This window comes from Anaerotalea alkaliphila, assembly GCF_010179735.1.
GTDB lineage: Bacteria > Bacillota > Clostridia > Lachnospirales > Vallitaleaceae > Anaerotalea > Anaerotalea alkaliphila.
This window is the reverse complement of sequence record NZ_JAAEEH010000031.1, coordinates 1-17,919: the sequence shown is the minus strand read 5'-3', so window position 1 is coordinate 17,919 and position 17,919 is coordinate 1. Positions and strand designations below refer to the sequence as shown.

Annotated in this window: 18 protein-coding genes and 1 pseudogene; 1 reads left to right on the top strand and 18 read right to left on the bottom strand. The window is 61.3% G+C overall.

The window, feature by feature from the left end; all coding sequences use genetic code 11:
• Position 1: 1 nt before the first annotated feature.
• From GXN74_RS14550 to mtaB, 10 genes and pseudogenes are all read right to left on the bottom strand, one after another.
• Entirely contained in the window at positions 2-1,225 is a 1,224-nt protein-coding gene (locus tag GXN74_RS14550) for a peptidase U32 family protein (protein ID WP_246208686.1), read from the bottom strand.
• A gap of 45 nt (positions 1,226-1,270) precedes the next feature.
• Positions 1,271-1,897: pseudogene (locus GXN74_RS14545) on the bottom strand (O-methyltransferase); the annotation flags it as partial.
• A 99-nt stretch (positions 1,898-1,996) separates the two neighbouring features.
• Positions 1,997-3,067: an endolytic transglycosylase MltG gene (gene mltG / locus GXN74_RS10785; RefSeq protein WP_162370951.1), complete on the bottom strand. Its 1,071-nt coding sequence runs from the start codon at positions 3,065-3,067 to the stop codon at positions 1,997-1,999.
• A gap of 11 nt (positions 3,068-3,078) precedes the next feature.
• The gene (locus GXN74_RS10780) at positions 3,079-3,429 is read right to left on the bottom strand and encodes a YlbF/YmcA family competence regulator (RefSeq protein WP_162370950.1); all 351 of its coding nucleotides are present in this window, start codon (positions 3,427-3,429) and stop codon (positions 3,079-3,081) included.
• An 11-nt stretch (positions 3,430-3,440) separates the two neighbouring features.
• Complete coding sequence (locus tag GXN74_RS10775) at positions 3,441-5,276, bottom strand: ribonuclease J (protein ID WP_281355225.1); 1,836 nt, start codon at positions 5,274-5,276, stop codon at positions 3,441-3,443.
• Positions 5,254-5,733 carry a Fur family transcriptional regulator gene (locus GXN74_RS10770; RefSeq protein ID WP_162370949.1) on the bottom strand — a complete coding sequence of 160 codons (480 nt, stop codon included), beginning with the start codon at positions 5,731-5,733 and terminating at the stop codon, positions 5,254-5,256. Before GXN74_RS10770 ends, GXN74_RS10775 begins: the two co-directional genes overlap by 23 nt.
• A 34-nt stretch (positions 5,734-5,767) precedes the next feature.
• Positions 5,768-6,037, bottom strand: a complete 270-nt coding sequence (locus GXN74_RS10765; protein ID WP_162370948.1) for a DUF1292 domain-containing protein — start codon at positions 6,035-6,037, stop codon at positions 5,768-5,770.
• A gap of 12 nt (positions 6,038-6,049) precedes the next feature.
• Positions 6,050-6,472: a Holliday junction resolvase RuvX gene (gene ruvX / locus GXN74_RS10760; protein WP_246208684.1), complete on the bottom strand. Its 423-nt coding sequence runs from the start codon at positions 6,470-6,472 to the stop codon at positions 6,050-6,052.
• 98 nt (positions 6,473-6,570) lie between these two features.
• A complete protein-coding gene (locus tag GXN74_RS10755; protein ID WP_162370946.1) occupies positions 6,571-6,834 on the bottom strand; it encodes an IreB family regulatory phosphoprotein in 264 nt (87 codons plus the stop codon).
• 100 nt (positions 6,835-6,934) lie between these two features.
• Positions 6,935-8,113: a tRNA (N(6)-L-threonylcarbamoyladenosine(37)-C(2))-methylthiotransferase MtaB gene (mtaB, locus tag GXN74_RS10750; RefSeq protein WP_162370945.1), complete on the bottom strand. Its 1,179-nt coding sequence runs from the start codon at positions 8,111-8,113 to the stop codon at positions 6,935-6,937.
• A 185-nt stretch (positions 8,114-8,298) separates the two neighbouring features.
• Here mtaB and GXN74_RS10745 point away from each other — a divergent pair, with 185 nt between their 5' ends.
• Positions 8,299-8,532 (top strand): HPr family phosphocarrier protein, encoded by a 234-nt coding sequence (locus GXN74_RS10745; protein WP_162370944.1) that lies wholly within the window; start codon positions 8,299-8,301, stop codon positions 8,530-8,532.
• A gap of 40 nt (positions 8,533-8,572) precedes the next feature.
• On the opposite strand, the gene thiI is transcribed toward GXN74_RS10745, so the two are convergent.
• The 8 genes from thiI to hrcA all read right to left on the bottom strand — a co-directional run bounded on the left by thiI (position 8,573) and on the right by hrcA (position 17,605).
• A complete protein-coding gene (gene thiI, locus GXN74_RS10740; protein WP_162370943.1) occupies positions 8,573-9,751 on the bottom strand; it encodes a tRNA uracil 4-sulfurtransferase ThiI in 1,179 nt (392 codons plus the stop codon).
• 19 nt (positions 9,752-9,770) lie between these two features.
• Positions 9,771-10,940, bottom strand: a complete 1,170-nt coding sequence (locus tag GXN74_RS10735; protein ID WP_162370942.1) for a cysteine desulfurase family protein — start codon at positions 10,938-10,940, stop codon at positions 9,771-9,773.
• A gap of 93 nt (positions 10,941-11,033) precedes the next feature.
• Entirely contained in the window at positions 11,034-11,783 is a 750-nt protein-coding gene (locus GXN74_RS10730; RefSeq protein WP_162370941.1) for a 16S rRNA (uracil(1498)-N(3))-methyltransferase, read from the bottom strand.
• A gap of 27 nt (positions 11,784-11,810) precedes the next feature.
• Positions 11,811-12,746: a 50S ribosomal protein L11 methyltransferase gene (gene prmA / locus GXN74_RS10725; RefSeq protein WP_162370940.1), complete on the bottom strand. Its 936-nt coding sequence runs from the start codon at positions 12,744-12,746 to the stop codon at positions 11,811-11,813.
• A gap of 13 nt (positions 12,747-12,759) precedes the next feature.
• Complete coding sequence (gene dnaJ, locus GXN74_RS10720; protein ID WP_162370939.1) at positions 12,760-13,905, bottom strand: molecular chaperone DnaJ; 1,146 nt, start codon at positions 13,903-13,905, stop codon at positions 12,760-12,762.
• A 174-nt stretch (positions 13,906-14,079) separates the two neighbouring features.
• Positions 14,080-15,939, bottom strand: coding sequence for a molecular chaperone DnaK (gene dnaK, locus GXN74_RS10715; protein ID WP_162370938.1), 1,860 nt, complete (start codon positions 15,937-15,939; stop codon positions 14,080-14,082).
• A 33-nt stretch (positions 15,940-15,972) separates the two neighbouring features.
• On the bottom strand, positions 15,973-16,551 hold the full coding sequence (gene grpE, locus GXN74_RS10710; protein ID WP_162370937.1) for a nucleotide exchange factor GrpE: 579 nt from the start codon (positions 16,549-16,551) through the stop codon (positions 15,973-15,975).
• A gap of 25 nt (positions 16,552-16,576) precedes the next feature.
• A complete protein-coding gene (gene hrcA, locus GXN74_RS10705; protein WP_162370936.1) occupies positions 16,577-17,605 on the bottom strand; it encodes a heat-inducible transcriptional repressor HrcA in 1,029 nt (342 codons plus the stop codon).
• Between the last annotated feature and the right edge of the window lie 314 nt (positions 17,606-17,919).

Genomic DNA, 17,919 nt, shown 5'->3' with positions numbered 1-17,919 from the left:
ATCAGTAGGCCCTAAGCAGCTCGTTGGGCTCCACAGCTTCCGGAACGGGAAGATATAGCCGCTGCTTGGGATGGGGGGCCGCCTCCAATGGATTCCCCTCCTCATCCCAGATGGCCTCCACCACCACCTCCAGGTTCCTGCCGTCCTTCTTCATGACCTCCACCCGGTCCCCCACCACGAACTTGTTCCGCTGCTCCACCAGGGCCCGCCCGGTGGCCGGATTGTAGGAAAGGACCCGTGCCACATAGGTGAAGTCCCGGATGTAGTTGTTGTTGTCGTAGATCTGCTCCGACCCGTCGGGCCTTTCATAGAAGAAGCCCGTGGTGAAGGGCCGGTGGCTGCACTTCACGATCTCGTCCATGTACTTGGGGATGTTCCTCTTGTACAGCGCAGGGTCCTTCAGGTAGTCGTCGATGGCGTTCCTATAGGCCCGGGTCACCGTGGCCACATAGAGCCCCGTCTTCATCCGGCCCTCCACCTTGAAGGAACGGACCCCGGCCTTCATCAGGTCGTCGATATGCTCCAGCAGGCACAGGTCCTTGGAGTTGTAGATGTAGGTCCCCCGCTCGTTCTCCTCGATGGGCATGTACTCCCCGGGCCTGGTCTCCTCCACCAGATGGTAGCGCCAGCGGCAGGGATGGGTGCAGGCCCCCTGGTTGGCGTCCTTCCCCGTCATGTAGTTGCTCAGCAGGCAGCGTCCGGAGTAGGAGATGCACATGGCCCCGTGGACGAAGGCCTCGATGTCCAGGGTCGGGGGGACCTTCTCCCGGATCTCCCTGATTTCGGCAAAGGACAGCTCCCGGGCCACCACCACCCGCTTCACCCCCTGGCTGTGCCAGAAGGAAAGGGCCGCATGATTGGTGTTGTTGGCCTGGGTGGACAGGTGCAGCTCCATCCCCGGCAGGACCTCCTTGGCGGCCATCAGGATCCCCGGGTCCGCCACGATCAGGGCGTCGGGCCCCACGTCCTTCAACTCCTCCAGATAGACCCGGACCCCCTCGATGTCCCGGTTGTGGGCGATGATGTTGGCGGTCACGTAGACCTTCACCCCGTGGGCGTGGGCGTAGGCCACCCCCTCCTTCATCTCCTCCAGGGAGAAGTTCTTGGCCTTGGCCCGGAGGCCGAAGGCCTCCCCTCCCACATACACCGCATCGGCTCCGTAGCCCACGGCGATCTTCAGATTCTCCAGGCTTCCCGCCGGTATCAGCAGCTCCGGCCTGTTCATTTCCTTCATGTCCTTCAATTCCGATCCCTCTTTCTTCATGCTCAGGGTCACCCCGTCCCCGCAGGACAGGATGGATGTCACCAGCTGCGGGTGGTGCTGGAGGTTCCAGAGGTACTCCCGCATGCGCTTGTGGATGGTCCTGTTCCGCCGGTGGACGGCGTACCGGGACTTGGCCACGAAGCCTTCCTGGAGCACGTTGTCCGAAACCAGGATCCCACGCCCCTTCAGGAGGGCCAGGCAGGCGGGCAGGAACGTCTGGTACTGCCCCTTGGCCGCGTCCAGGAAGATGAAGTCGCAGGACCCGGGGCCCTCTTCCGAAAGGACCTGCTCAAGCAGCAGCTCCGCCTCCCCCTCCAGGAGCTTGAGCTCCACCCCGGGGAAGGTTAGCCTGCCGAAGTTCTCCCGGGCCCGGGCCGCGTTGGCCGGGTTCCTTTCCAGTGTGGTCAGCACCGCCCCCGGGGGCAGGTGCTGGGCCATGCAGAGGCTGGAGTAGCCGTAGGCGGTCCCCACCTCCAGGACCCGCAGGGGCCGGTGGACGGCCATGAGCCATTCCAGCAGTCCCCGTACCTCGTCCCGGATGATGGGGATCTGGTCGGCTTGGGCCTCCTTCCGGATGCGCCGGAGGGTCTCGTCCCCTCCCGGTGTGATGGAAAACAGATATTCCCTGTCCATGGTCCCTCCCCTTTCCGATTTCCGTCCACGGGAAAAAGCGAAACGGTTCCACGGAACGCACCCAAGCGCCTTCCCTTTCCCATTCCGCTTTTTACCCGGTCAATAGTAGTTTCCGTATCTCGCAAGGGCCGCCCCATGCTCCTCCTGGGTCCTGTAGAACTCCAGGGCTCCGCTGACGGGGTCCTTGATGGTGAAGTAGAGGTATTCGTGCTCCGCCGGATACAGCGCCGCCCGGATGCTGTCCAGCCCCGGATTGCAGATGGGGCCCGGAGGCAGCCCTTCCGTCTGGAAGGTGTTGTAGGGGGAGTTGGTCCAGGCGTCCTGGGGGAGCAGGCGCTCCTGGGACTTGTTCAGCACATGGCGCAGGGTGGACGGCAGGGACAGGTTCATCCCCGCGGCCAGCCGGTTGTGGATCAGTCCCGACACCAGGGCCTTGTCCCCCTCCACCTGGGCTTCCTTCTCCACCAGGGAGGCGATGGTCACCACCTCGTCCAGGGTCAGCCCCAGCTCCCGGGCCCGTTCCCGGTCCGCCTGGGTCAGGGCCTTGTCGAAGGCCCCCAGGAGGATGCTCACCACTTCCTGGGAACTGATCCCCTGGTAGAGCCGGTAGTTCCCGGGATGCAGGTAGCCCTGGAGCAGCAGGTTCCGGTCGGGGATCCCCTCCACGAAGCCGTATCCGTAGTTCCGGGAATTCACCGCCCGGACGAACTCCTCCTCCGTGGCGATCCCCGCGGTGGAAAGGGTCCGGGCGACTTGGACCACCGTCTGGCCCTCCGCCACCGTGATCTCCGCCCGTTCCCCCTGGGCGTCCTCGGAGGTCAGGATGTTCATGATGTCCGACTCGTCCATCCCCGTGTTCAGGGTGTAGTAGCCCGCCCGGTATTTCCCCTCGTTCCCCCGGACCCTGGTCATGATCCTAAAGTACATGGCGCTGTCCACCAGCCCGTTGCTCTCCAGGATGTTGGCGATGGTGGCCGTGGAGGCTCCCTGGGGGATCTGGACCTCCACCGTCACGATGTGCAAGGCCGCTTCCGTCGATTTGTACATCACCCTGTAGGCGTAGCCGTAGGCCCGGTCCCCCAGCAGATAGACCGCCAGGAAGGCCACCAGGACCACGGCCGTCTTCAGGACGGCCATGCTGATTTCCTTGAAAACACTCCATTTCGCCATACGCAAGTCCCTCAGTTCAAAAAGTCCACATCGAAGTCGAGCTCGTCCGCAATGCTCTCGAACACATGGGAGATCATCTTGGAGAGCTTCAGCTCGGCGGCCAGGAATTCCTTGACCACCGGATTCCCCAACAGCGTGTCGTACTCGTCCTTCAGATGCACCAGGTTCTCGTAGGCGTTGTAGACCCCGTAGTTGTGGCTGATCTGGATCTCGAAGCTCCGCCTGCGGAACTCGTTCACGTCCCGCAGCAGCTCCGGATGGGCCTCCAGGAGGCTCCGGTAGTTCAGATAATCAATATAGGTGGGACTTTTCTTGATCTTGTCCGCGAACTCCACAATCTCATTGATCATCTTGTCATGCATGGCAACCGCTCCTAGACATCCATGATTACAGGAAGAATCATGGGATTCCTTTTGGTTTTGGCCCAGTAGAAGTCCCGCAGGTCGTCCCGCACTGCGGTCTTCATCTTGGACCAGTCGGCGTTCTTCTTGGCGCTCTTCTCCAGCGCCTTGCGCACCACCGCTTTGGACTCGTCCATCAGGGTGTTGGATTCACGCACATACACGAAGCCCCTGGACACGATGTCCGGTCCGGCCACGATCTTGCCGGTGGAGCGGTTCATGGAGACCACCACCATCAGGAGGCCGTCCTGGGACAGCTTCTGCCGGTCCCTGAGCACGATGTTGCCCACATCACCGACACCCAGGCCGTCCACCAGCACAGGCTCCAGCTCCAGCTTGTCCACGATCTTGCCGCCGCCCGCTTCGGAGAGTTCGAAGACGTCCCCTGGGGCCAGGATGAAGGTGTTGTCCTGGGACAGGCCCAGGTCCATGGCCAGCTCCTGGTGCTTCTTCATCATCCGGTATTCCCCATGGACGGGGATGAAGTATTGGGGCTTGACCAGCGTGTGGACAAGCTTGAGCTCCTCCTGGTGGGCGTGGCCGGACACATGGGCGTCCTCATAAATCACGTCCGCACCCTTCTTGAAGAGCTCGTTGATGACCCTGGATACGGTCTTTTCGTTCCCCGGGATGGGCTTGGAGCTCAGGATCACCAGGTCGCCGCTCTGGATGGCGATCTTCCTATGGCTGGCCGCGGCCATCCGGGAGAGGGCCGACATGGGTTCCCCCTGGCTGCCGGTGCTGATGATCACAATCTGCCCGTCCTTGTAGCGGTTCATCTCTTCCACGGGGATCAGCATGCCTTCCGGCATCTTGATGTAGCCCAGCTCCATGGCCGTGGTCACCACGTTCACCATGCTCCGGCCTTCCACGATCACCTTCCGGTTGAACTTGGCGGCGGAGTTGACGATCTGCTGGACCCGGTCCACATTGGAGGCGAAGGTGGCCACCAGGAGCCTCCGGCCCTGGGCATCCGCGAAGATGTCGTCGAACTTCCTGCCCACGATCTTCTCGCTCATGGTGAAGCCCTTCCGCTCGGCGTTGGTGCTGTCCGCCAGCAACAGGAGCACCCCTTGCCTGCCCAGCTCCCCCAGCCTTGCCAGGTCGATGGGTTGTCCGTAGATGGGGGTGTAGTCCACCTTGAAGTCCCCCGTATGGACGATCAGTCCGGCCGGGGTGGTGATGGCCAGGATCGCCGCGTCGGCGATGCTGTGGTTGGAGCGGATGTACTCCACCTTGAAGTGCTTGCCCAGGTTCACCGTGTCTCCGGCGGTCATGTTGTGGCGGATGGTGTCGTTCAGGAGCCCGTGCTCCCGCAGCTTGTTCTCCACCAGGCCGATGGTGAGCCTGGTGCCGTAGACCGGCACGTTGATGTCCCGCAGGACATAGGCCAGGGAGCCGATGTGGTCCTCATGGCCGTGGGTCAGGACGATGCCCCGTACCTTGTGCCTGTTGTTCTTCAGGTAGGTGATGTCCGGGATGACCAGGTCGATGCCCAGCATCTCGTCCCCCGGGAACGCCAGTCCGCAGTCCACCAGGATGATGTCCTCCTCGTACTCGAAGACGGTGATGTTCATGCCGATCTGCTCCAGGCCTCCCAGGGGGATCACCCGGATCTTCTTCCCGGATCCGCCTGCACGCTTCTGGCTGGGCTTCCGGTTACGCTTCCTTTTGGGTCTTGCGGGCACCGTTTCCTGGCCTTCCGTCCCCGGGACCGCTTCCCTGACCATCATGGTTTCCGTCGCTGCGCCGTTCGTCTCTTTGTTCGTCTCTTTGATCGTTTCTTTAATCGTCTCTGTGTTTTCCATTTTCTACTTCCTTCTGTGTTTCCCGGCACTCCCTGCACACCCCGAAGAACTTCGCCTTGTGGTCCCGGACCTCGAATCCGTACGCCGCAAGGAAGCTCTGCTCGATGGATCCCATCAGGTCGTCCTGGACTTCCAGTACGCCTCCGCAGACCTCGCAGATCAGGTGGTGGTGGTGGTGCCTCGTGTTTGGTTTTGCGATTTCGTATCGCGTGAGTCCGTCCTGGAGGGTCACCTTGTCCACGATGTTCAGTTCCTCGAACATCTGGACACAACGATAAACGGTCGCCAGACCGATTTCCGGGTAACGCTCCTTGACAATGTTGTATAGCTCTTCTATTGTCAGATGCTGTCCTTCCAATTGGACAAGCACCGATAATACGCTCTTTCTCTGCTTCGTCAGCTTGTAGTCCTTTTCCTTGATGGCCGTCTCATAGGCCAGATAAACGTCGTTCTCCATTTGCCCTCCCGGGATGCGGTCGACCCCCGCAGTCCTACTGCAGCTCGAACTCCCCGTCCATCTCAGCTTCCAGCAAACCGCTGACCTCTTCCAGTTCCTTGTCGTCGTCCACCAGCTCGTAGACCACTTCGTCCCCTTCCGACTGCACCACCTTCAGCACATAGGCCGTCAGGTCGTCGTCATAGGTGAGCTCTTCCTCCTCCACCACCAGCAGGTACATGGTGTCCTTGTGCTGGATGTGGCTCAAAACGGCGAATTCCACTTCTTCCTTGGTTTCCTCGAATGTGAATCGGATGCTTTCCATAATTGTATCTCCTCAGTGTCCGGCCGCATCCAGATATCCCTGCAGGATGTACTGGGCCGCCATCTTGTCAATGATCTGTTCCCTTTTCTTGCGGCTCATGTCCGCTTCCAGCAATTGCCTTCCGGCCCCCAAGGTGCTCAACCGCTCGTCCCAGAATTCGATGGGCAGCTTCGTCCGCTTGGCCAGGTGCTTGGCGAAGACCTTCGTCTTCTCCACCCGGTCCCCTTCCGTATTGTTCATGTGCTTGGGAAGCCCCAGGACGATCTTCTCCACCTGGTACTGGGCGCACAACTCCTCGATCCTCTCGTAGGTGGACACCAGGTTGGTGGTGTCCTTCCGGCGGATGGTCTCCAGCCCTTGGGCGGTCCATCCGAACTGGTCGCTGACGGCGACCCCTACGGTCTTGCTGCCGAAATCCAACCCTAGGATGCGCATGGTTTCCTCCGTCTGTTCCGTCTCTTCCATTTCTTCCAACTAAGAAAAAAACTGTAGGTCAGGTTCGCTACAGTTCGTCAAAATTCCTTTTTTTCGTACTACAGGCAATGTCTGTCGATATAGTCGCGCACCATTTCTTCAAGAAGTTCGTCCCGTTCGATCTTTCCGATCAGGGTCCGGGCATTCTTGTGGCTTGTGATGTAGGTCGGGTCTCCCGACAGGATGTAGCCCACGATCTGGTACATGGGGTTGTATCCCTTTTCCGCCAAAGCTTCATAGACCTGCATGATGACCTTGCGGACTTCATTCTCAGGTTCCTTGTCCAACTTCTTGAAAAATTGCGTATGATTCTTCCGGTCCAATCTGCTCACATCCTTTGCCCTTGCCGGCTTGTGGGAATTTTCATTATTTATATCTTACCCTATGCGGGAGGAAATTACAATCAAAATTTATCAAGAACCGTTACAGCTCCGGAAAGGCCTGCCGCAGGATTTCCGACCGGCGGTTCTTCTCCCCCGCGTCCACCTGGTCCTTCCGGGCAGCCGCAACGGTCCCTTCCCGGGGGGAATACTTGAACACGTGGACGTGGGCGAAGGCCATTTCCTTGGCGAAGGCCAGGGTTTGTGCGAATTCCCCTTCCGTCTCCCCGGGGAATCCCACGATGATGTCCGTGGTCAGGACGGCCTCCGGGAAGGCCCGGCGAAGCAGGGCCACCTTCTCCCGGTAGGAGGCGGTGTCGTACTTCCGGTTCATCCGTGCCAGGGTGGCGTCGGAGCCGCTCTGGAGGGAGAGGTGGAAATGGGGGTGGAAACGGGAGAGCCTTGCCAGCCGCTCCAGGAAGGCCTCCCCGACCAGGTTGGGCTCCAGGCTCCCCAGATGGACCTTCGAAAGGCCCTCCACCCGGTCCAGCTCCTCCAGCAGGTCGATCAGGCCGTAGCCGTCGAATTCCTTCCCGTAGGAGGCCAGGTGGATGCCCGCCAGCACCACTTCCCTGAAGCCCTGCGCCGCCAGGCTTTCGACCTCGGCAAGGACGCTTTCCGGTTTCCGGCTCCGGACCCGCCCCCGGGTGAAGGGGATGATGCAGTAGGAGCAGAACTGGTCGCAACCGTCCTGCACCTTCACGTGGGCCTTGTTCCGGTCCTCCTGGCGGGTGGTCCAAAGGTCCTCGTAGGCCGTCTGGCGGGTCATGTCCTCCACCGTCTCCTCCTGGATCCCCTGTCCGCCGCCCAGGGCCTTCACATGCCGCTCCACCAGGGAGAGCACCTGGCTCTTCTTGGTGTTGCCCACCAGCAGGTCGATGCCATGGTTTTCTTCCAGGGACTCCTTGGCGGTCTGGGCGTAGCAGCCCACCGCCACCACCAGTCCCTGGGGGTTCTGCTTCCTGGCCTTGGCCAGCATCTGCCGGCTCTTCTTGTCGGCGATGTTGGTGACGGTGCAGGTGTTCACGATGTAGACGTCGGCGAAGCCGTCGAAATCCCCCACCGTGTAGCCCTTCTCCTCGAACTGGCTCCGGATGGCGTCCGTCTCGTACTGGTTCACCTTGCAGCCCAGGGTGTGGGTGGCCACAATCCTGTCCCTGCCGTAGGCCTTGAAGAAGGCGTCCTTCTCCAGCCCCAGGTCGATTTTGCGCTGTCCTTCCATGGTGCGCTCCTTTCCATTAGTTGTGCATATTGTCCGTATGGACCCCTCATCTCCATCCCGGCACTTGTAACATGACCGCGATGTCATGAACCTGTAATCTTTTTTGTCTATTATTCGCATTGACTTTCGACCCCAAGATGCTATGATTGATTATGAAATCAAATGAAGCAGGGAGGTGCGAAAGAATGAAATCAATCAACGTGACATTGAACTCCATCGACAAGGTGAAGACCTTCGTCAACCTGGTGGGCAAGTACGATTCCGACTTCGACCTGGTGTCCGGACGTTATGTGATCGACGCCAAGTCCATCATGGGGATCTTCAGCCTGGACCTGAGCAAGCCCATCCAGCTGAACATCCACGACGACGCCGTAGTGGAAGAGATCACCGAAGCACTCAAGGACTTTCTGGTTTCCTAAGGGAACACCAGAAAGTCCTTTTGCCTTCCCCCTTACCACCCTAGCCCTGGATGTGCAGGATTTCCCTGTCTTCCAGGGCTTTTGCGTACATGGCCTCCATGTTCCCCAGCATGGCCTCGTACTTCCCAAGGGCCAGGAGGCTGGGCTTGGTGACGGGATGCTTGGCCACGAAGACGGTGCAGCAGTCCTCGTAGGGCAGGATGGAGGTCTCGTAGGTGCCGATCTTTTCGCTCAGGTCCATGATCTCCTGCTTGTCGAAGCCGATCAGGGGCCGGAACACGGGCATGCTGGTGGCGGCGTCCGTGGCGGCCAGGCTCTGGAGGGTCTGGCTGGCCACCTGGCCGATGCTCTCCCCGGTGACCAGGGCCTGGGCCTCGGCTTCCACCGCCACCGACTCGGCCAGGCGCATCATGGCCCGGCGCATGAGGATGGTGAGCTGCTCGTGGGGGGTCTTCTCGTAGATGTGCATCTGGATTTCGGTGAAGGGGACCACGTGCAGGTTGATGGGGCCGGTGTAGGCCGCAAGGAGGGTGGCAAGCTTGACCACCTTCTCCTTGGCCCGGTCGCTGGTGTAGGGGTGGGAATGGAAGTACACGGCGTCCAGGAGCACCCCCCGCTTGGCCACCATGAAGCCGGCCACCGGGCTGTCGATCCCTCCCGAGAGCAGGAGCATGGCCTTGCCGTTGGTTCCCACGGGCATCCCCCCCAGGGCCGGGATGACCTTGGAGTAGATGTAGGTGTTGTTCCTAAGCTCCACCATGACCTTCACCTGGGGATGGTGCACGTCCACCGTAAGGTCCGGAAAGGCCCGCAGCAGGTGCCCCCCCACCTTGGAGGAGATCTCCATGGTGTTTAGGGGGTACTTCTTGTTGGTCCTTCTGGACTCCACCTTGAAGGTGAAGTGGAAGTCCTGGTACTGCTCGGCCAGGAAGGCCTCCACTCCGGCCTTGATCTCCTCGAAGTCGAAGGTCTCCAGGACGGACACGGGGCAGATGCCCACGATGCCGAAGACCTTCCCCAGCACCTCCACCACCTGGTCGTAGTCGTATTCGGGCTCCAGGGGCTCCACGTAGATCCTGCCCTGCTCCTTCACCACCCTGAACTGCCCGATCTTGTTCAGGCGGATCCGGATGTGCTTCACCAGGGCCCCCTCGAAAAGGTACCTGTTCTTGCCTTTGATGGCCACTTCGCCGTATTTCAGAATGAATGCTTTCTTCAAGAGAATGTCCCCATGCCTTTCACTTTTTCACGAATTTTCCAAGTTCCGGGAGGATTTCCGACAGGATATCCACAAAATGCTCCGCTTCCTCCACAGTGCTGGCTGGGGAAAAGGAGATCCGCAGCGCCCGGTCGGCTTCCATGGCCGTCCGGCCCATGGCTTCCAGGGTGCCGCTCTTGTTCGCCTTGTTGGAGGCGCAGGCGGCTCCGGTGGAGACGTAGATGCCCCGGGCCTCCAGGGCGTGGAGGACCACCTCGCTCTTCACGTCCGGGCTTGCGAAGTTCAGGATGTAGGGGCAGGACAGGGGGTGCTCCAGGGGCAGGCCGTTCAGGGAGAGCCCCCCAAGCCGGGCGTTCAGCCCTTCCCAGACCAGCTTCTTCAGGGCCGCCGCATGGGCCTCCGACCGCTTCATGTTCTTCGGGTCCAGCCTTTTTCCCAGGGCCATGTGGAGGGCCCAGATCCCGGGTACGGGTTCCGTACCGGGACGGACGCTGCGCTGCTGGCTGCCGCCGTAGGCCAGGGGCTTCACCCGGACCCCTTGGCGGAGGTACAGGAAGCCCACCCCTTTGGGGGCCCCCACCTTGTGGCCGCTGCCGCTGAGGGCGTCCACCCCGGCCTGCTTCAGGGAGAGGGGGATCTTGCCCAGGGACTGGACGCCGTCCACATGGAAGAAGGCCTTGGGGTTCATGCCCTTTAGGATCTTGCCCATCTGGGCCACCGGGTGGATGACCCCCGTCTCGTTGTTCACGTGCATGGCGCTTGCCAGGACGGTCTGGGGGGTGATGGCCGCCTCGAAGGCTTCCAGGTCCAGCCGCCCGTCCCTGTCCACGGGAACCTTCGTGACGGTGAAGCCTTCCTCCTCCAGGGCCTGGGCGGGTCCCAGGACGGAAGGGTGCTCCACCGCCGTGGTGATGATGTGGTTCCCCTGGCGCCGGTAGGCCCGGGCGATCCCCAGGATGGCCAGGTTGTTGGATTCCGTTCCGCCGGAGGTGAAGTAGATCTCCCTGGCGCTGGCCTTCAGGGCCTGGGCGATGCCTTCCCGGGCGGTCTCCACGATCCGCTCGGCCTCATGGCCTTTCCTGTGGAGGGAGGAGGGGTTGCCGTACACTTCAGCCAGCAGGGGCCCCATGGCCTCCAGCACTTCCGGGTCCACCCAGGTGGTTGCCGCATGGTCCAAATAACATTCCATCTCTTCGCACTTCCTTTTTCCATCCGCGAAAAAAATGCAGGCGGGGGTCCCCACCTACACTCTTCTGCTCTTCTGCGCTTGTCTATAGGTCTTTTATCCATCGTCTTGTTCGTGTATGTAGAGCAGCATGGCCAAGAGGGCCATCCCCGCCGTCTCCGTCCGCAGGATCCTGCGGCCCAGGGTGATGGTCTCGGCGTGCTCCAGGGCCCCCAGGGCTTCCACTTCCCGGTCGTCGTAGCCCCCTTCGGGGCCGATGAAGATCCCCAGGCTCTTGGCCTCCCGGCTGCCTTCCAGCACCTTCCGGGTGTGCTCCATGCCTTCGGCGTTCTCGTAGGGCACCAGCAGCAGGTCCAGCCGGCCGGCCAGTTCCAGGGCCCGGGAGAAGTCCATGGGCTCCTCCACCACTGGGACCACGCTCCGGCCGGACTGCTTGGCAGCGGCCTCGGCGATCTTCTGCCAGCGCTCCCGCTTCTTGGCCCCGGACTTCTCGTCCAGCTTCACCACCGACCGCCGCATCCGGACGGGCACGATGGTGTGGGCACCCAGCTCCACCGCCTTCTGGATCACCAGCTCCATCTTCTCCTGCTTGGGCAGGCCCTGGAAGAGGGTCACCTGAAGGGGCAGCTCCGTGTCCGCCTCCAGGCGCTCCAGGATCCTGCAGGACACCCGGTCCTTTTCAATGGCTTCAATTATACAACGAAACCGTGCGTTTTGTCCATCGTTAATTAGGACCTCTTCTCCGGGTCCCAGCCGCAGGACCTGGCGGATGTGGTTCACGTCCGGCCCCTCCAGGAGGATCCGGTCCTCCGAGATCCTGCCGCTGTCCGCAAAAAACTTGTGCAAAAGGGCACCTCCCTTAGTCTGGGGTCTTCATCTGGGGTCTTTTTTGGCCACCAGGGCCGCCCAGTCCCCCTGGGTCCTGACCTCCACCAGGGTGAAGCCGTTGATCCGCAGGGCTTCCTTGACCAGGTCCACCTTCTTCAGGATGATCCCGGAGGTGATGTAGAGGCCGCCGTCCTTGATGACCTTGGCCACGTCCCCGGTGAGGAACGCCACCACTTCCGCCATGATGTTGGCCACCAGCAGGTCCGCGGGGGCCTCCACCTGGTCGATCAGGTTCCCCTGGACCACCCGGACCTTGTCCGAGAGGCCGTTGTGGGCCACGTTCTCCTTGGCCACGATCACCGCGTTGGGGTCCAGGTCGATGCAGAGGGTTTCCGCGGCACCCAGCTTGGCCGCCGCCAGGCCCAGGATGCCGCTGCCGCAGCCCACGTCCACCACGGACTGGCCGGGTTCCAGGTATTTCTCCAGGAGGGCGATGCACATGGCGGTGGTCTCATGGGTGCCGGAGCCGAAGGCCATCCCCGGGTCGATGTCCAGGACCATCTGGCCCTTCCCCTCCTCGGGGAGGGTCTCCCAGAGGGGCTTCACCCAGATCCGCTCCCCCACCTTGAAAGGCTTGTAATGCTGCTTCCAGTTGTTGGCCCAGTCCTCTTCCTGGGTGGTGCCGAAGTCCAGGGCGCAGCTGCCCACGTCCATGAACTCCGAGAGGCGCAAAAGCTCCAGCTGCAGCAGCTGCAGCTTCCCTTCCAGGTCGTCCTCCTTGGAGATGTAGAAGCGCAGCCGGGTCTCCTTGCCCAGGGGGGGCTGCTCATCCATGTAGTCCACGAAGAGCTGGGTCCGTTCCTCGTCGGTGATCACGTAGTCCAGGATCTCCACGCCCAGGACCCCCAGTTCCACCAGGTATTGGCTGACCTGGTCCACGGCCTCGTCGTCCACGGACAGGGTGATGGTGTTCCATTCCATAGGTTGCTCCTTTCTAGCGGAAGAATCCTTTTTTCTTCTTTCCGTTGCCTGTGCCGGCGGTCTCTTCCGCATTGCCCTTGGAGGCTTCCTCGAACTGGCGGAGCAGGTCCTTCTGCTGTTCGGTCATGTTCTTGGGGGTCTGGACCACCACGGTCACGTACTGGTCCCCCCGGACCTTGTTGTGGCTCAGGTTGGGCACGCCCTTGCCCCGGAGCCGGAACTTGGTGTGGGTCTGGGTTCCTGCCTGGATGTCGTACTTCACGGGACCGTCCAGGGTGGGGACCTCCAGCTCCGCTCCCAGGGCCGCCTGGACGATGGAGATGGGCATGGTGTAGTAGATGTCGTAGCCGTTCCTGTCAAAAAGCGCATGCTCCTTCACGTAGATGGTGAGCAGCACGTCGCCCCTGGGGCCGCCGTTGCGTCCCGGCTCCCCCTTGCCCTTCAGGCGGATGGTCTGGCCATGGTCGATGCCCGCGGGGATGGAGACGTTGATCTTCTTCTTCTGCCGGGTGAATCCGGTGCCGCCGCAGTAGGTGCACTTGTCCCGGATGACCTTCCCCGTGCCTTGGCAGGTGGGGCAGGTCCGGATGCTCTGGACGGTGCCCAGGATGGTCTGCTGGTTGTAGCGGACCTGGCCGCTGCCGCCGCACTGGGTGCAGGTCTCCGGATGGGTGCCTTCCTTGGCCCCGGTTCCGTGGCAATGGTCGCAGGGGTCTGAGACGGTCATCATGATGTCCTTCTCCACACCGAAGACCGCCTCCTCGAACTCCAGCTCCAGGCTGGCCCTAAGGTTCTCCCCCTTCTGGGGCATGTTGCCGGCCTGTCCCCTGCGTCCTCCCCCGCCGAAGAAGTCCCCGAACATGTCGCCGAAGATGTCCCCCATGTCGCCGAAGTCGAAGCCGCCGGAGAATCCTCCCGGTCCGCCTCCCTGGCTGAAGGCCGCGTGGCCGAACTGGTCGTACTTGGCCCGTTTTTCCTTGTCGCTCAGGACCTCGTAGGCCTCGCTGGCCTCCTTGAACTTGTGTTCCGCCTCCGTGTCCCCCTGGTTGCTGTCCGGATGGTACTTCTTCGCAAGGGTCCGGTAGGCCTTCTTTATTTCCGCCTCCGTGGCGCTCTTGGACACCCCGAGGATCTCATAGTAATCTTTCTTCTCTGCCATGGCAGTCACCACCTATCGTATTCTTTGTTTGCATGTCCCGATCGCCCGCGGGCCGCTCCGGCCGCCGCTTGTATGTCCGCAGCTTGTCCGCATGCACCCCGCGGGCTCCACGGGTGACATGCGGGACAGGCTTGACGCCCGCAAGGCGCCAAACCTGTCCCCTGTACTTCCATCCTATTCTTCCTTGTAGTCCACGTCCACCACGTCGTCGTCCGCGGAGCCGCTTTCCTGGCCTCCTGCCTGTCCTTCGGGGCCCTGCTCCGGCGCTCCCTGGGTCTGCTGGTAGGCCTTGGAGCCCACTTCCTGGAGGGCGTTCACCAGGCGCTCCTTGGCCTTGTCCAGGGCCTCCACGTCCGTTTCGGACATGGATTCCGCCGTGGTCTTCTCCAGGATGTCCTTGACTTCCTTGACGAGGGACTCCAGGTTGCTCTTGTCCGCCGCATCCACCTTGCCTTCCAGTTCCTTGAGGGTCTTCTCGGTCTGGAACACCGCGGCGTCCGCATCGTTCCTTGCGTCCACAACCGCCTTGCGCTTCTTGTCTTCCGCCTCGAACCGCTTGGCCTCTTCCACCGCCTTCTCGATGTCCGCATCGGAGAGGTTGGTGCTGGCGGTGATGGTGATGTGCTGCTCCTTGCCTGTGCCCATGTCCTTGGCGTTGACCTTCACGATGCCGTTGGCGTCGATGTCGAAGGTCACCTCGATCTGGGGGATTCCCCTGGGGGCCGGCGCGATGCCGTCCAGACGGAAGCGTCCCAGGGTCTTGTTGTCACGGGCGAATTCCCGTTCCCCCTGGACCACGTGGATGTCCACCGCGTTCTGGCTGTCTTCCGCCGTGGAGAAGATCTGGCTCTTCTTGGTGGGGATGGTGGTGTTCCGCTCGATGAGCTTGGTGGCCACGCCGCCCAGGGTCTCGATGCCCAGGGAGAGAGGGGTCACGTCCAGCAGCAGGATGTCGCCGGCGCCGGCGTCCCCGGCCAGCTTGCCGCCCTGGATGGCGGCGCCGATGGCCACGCACTCGTCGGGGTTGATGCCCTTGAAGGGCTCCTTGCCGGTGAGCTTGTTGACGGTGGCCTGCACGGCGGGGATCCTAGTGGATCCGCCCACCAGGAGCACCTTGCCCAGGTCGGCGGGGGTGATGCCCGCGTCCTTCAGCGCCTGGTTCACCGGTCCGATGGTGGCTTCCACCAGGTCATGGGTCAGTTCGTCGAACTTGGCCCTGGTCAGGTTGATGTCCAGATGCTTGGGGCCTTCCGTGGTGGCGGTGATGAAGGGCAGGTTGATGTTGGTGCTGGTGACGGTGGAGAGTTCCTTCTTGGCCTTCTCCGCCGCCTCCTTCAGCCGCTGCATGGCCATCTTGTCGTGGGAAAGGTCCACGCCTTCGGTGTTCTTGAATTCCTTGGTCAGATATTCGATGACCCGCTCGTCGAAGTCGTCCCCGCCCAGGCGGTTGTTCCCGCTGGTGGCCAGCACCTCCAGGACCCCGTCGCCGATCTCGATGATGGACACGTCGAATGTTCCGCCGCCCAGGTCGTAGACCATGATGGTCTGCTCATGCTCGTTGTCCAGTCCGTAGGCCAGGGCCGCGGAGGTGGGCTCGTTGATGATCCTCTGGACGTTGAGTCCCGCGATCCTTCCGGCATCCTTGGTGGCCTGGCGCTGGCTGTCGTTGAAGTAGGCGGGCACGGTGATGACCGCGTCCGTGACGGTCTCCCCCAGGTAGCTTTCGGCGTCCGCCTTCATCTTCTGCAGGATCATGGCGCTGATCTCCTGGGGGGAGTAGGCCTTGTCGTCGATGTGGACCTTGTGGTCCGTTCCCATTTCCCTCTTGATGGAGACGATGGTCTTGTCGTGGTTGGTGACGGCCTGGCGCTTGGCGGTCTCACCCACCAGCCTGTCCCCCGTTTTGGTGAAGGCCACCACCGAAGGGGTTGTCCTGGTCCCTTCCGTGTTGGCGATGACCACAGGCTTGCCGCCTTCCATCACCGCCACGCAGGAGTTGGTTGTTCCCAAGTCGATTCCAATGATTTTTCCCATGATTGTTTCCTCCTATGTCCGTTCCCGTATTGTTTAGTTGACCACTTTCACCATGCTGTGGCGGATGACCGTGTCCTTGTAGGTGTATCCCTTCAGGTAAACCGCGGCTACGGTGTTTTCGTCGTATTCCTCGTTGTGTTCATGCTGCACGGCGTTGTGCAGGTTGGGGTCGAATTCCTGGTGCATGGCGTCGATCTCCGCCACCCCCACATCCTCCAGGACGCAGACCATCTGCTTGTAGATCATGTCCACCCCCTGGGCCAGGGCGCCGCCCCGTTCCTCTTCCGGGATGGCGTCCAGGGCCCGTTCGAAGTTGTCCACCACCGGCAGCAGCTTCTCCAGGACGTCCCTGGCTCCCAGGTCCACCATGGCCGCCTTCTCCTTGGCTGTCCTTTTCCTGAAGTTGTCGAATTCCGCCATGGTCCGCTGGACCCGGTCGGTCAGTTCCCGGATCGCCTCTTCCTGTTCCTTGTTCTTCCGCATCAGTTCCAGTTCCCTGTCCGTCGGGTCATGCTCGTTGACGATTTCCACTTCGTCCATCTGTTCCGCCTGGGCTTCGGCCGCCTCTTCGGCGGCCACCTGCTCCAGGATCTCTTCGGTTTGCTTCTCCACGCGCTTGCACCAGCCTTTCCTAAGTTTAGAGCCTGTTCAGCAGCTCGTCCATGTTTTTGATCAGGCACCGTAGGGAGTATACGGTGTTGTAGTAGTCCATGCGTTTGGGGCCGATGATGCCGATGGCCCCCACCCGCTCCCCGTGGATATGGTAGGAGGTGGTGATCAGGCTGCAGGCCTTCAAGTCCGGCAGCTCGTTCTCGTCCCCGATGCTGATCTTCACCTTGCCGTCCTCCAGGTCGAAGGTGGTGTTCAGGATGTCCTTGAACACGTCCCTTTCCTCGATGCTGCGCATGAGGGCCGATGCCTTGTCCAGGTCGGCGAATTCCGGATAATGGAGGATGTTGGTGGTTCCGGAGGTGTAGATGTCCATGTCGTCCACTTCGTGGATGATCTCGAAGAGGGCGTCCAGGATCTTGCCCACGATCTGGTCCTCTCCGGTGGCCTGCTTCACGGACTCGATCCGCTCCTTGCCGATCTCCTCCAGGGAGAGGTTGTAGAGCTGTTCGTTCAGCTGGAAGGAGAGCCTGTTCAGGACCGTCTGGTCATAACGGCTGTCCACCCGGATGGTCCGGTTCTTGATGTGGTTGGTGTCCGTGACCACCACCACCAGGAGCTTGCCCTCCTCCAGGTCGATGAGCTGGAGGTTCTTCACCTTGGCCCGCCGGTACTGGGGGGTGGTGACGAAGGTGGTGTAGTGGGTCTCCTGGGCCAGCAGCCGGGCGATTTCCTTGAGGAGGTTCTCGATCCGACCGGTGCTCTTGAGCAGCTGGTCCAGGTAGACCAGCTTGCCGAACTCCGCCTTCTGGAGCTCCAGCATGGTGTCCACGTAGAGCCGGTAGGCCTTGTCCGAAGGGATCCGGCCCGCGGAGGTGTGGGGCTGGACGATGAATCCCAGCTCCTCCAGGTCCGACATCTCGTTCCGGATGGTGGCCGGGCTGATCCCCAGGTTGTAGTTCTTGGAGATGGTTCTGGAGCCCACGGGTTCGGCCGTGGTCAGGTAGTCCTTGATGATGGCCTGCAGGATCTTCAGTTTTCTTTCGTTCAATTCCATAACAACACCACCTTTGGGCCTCCCCCTCCCCGGGGGAGGCAAGGGCGCAATCGCCTTGGGCTTTTGCGCTTCTGTCTCGCTTCTTCCTTGCTTGTTAGCACTCGCTCGCGTCGAGTGCTAACTTCTACCAATAAAATAGCACCTCCACCGCCCTTTGTCAAGGGGTTTAGAGCAAAAATCGGGACAGCTCTGATTCACATATGATAATGTCCTATTGTAACGCAAATGATTATGTCCCACTTCCGGTCATGGTGTACAATGAACCTCATGCGACAAAATACAATACATCGAGGTGGCCGCTATCAGAAAGGTAG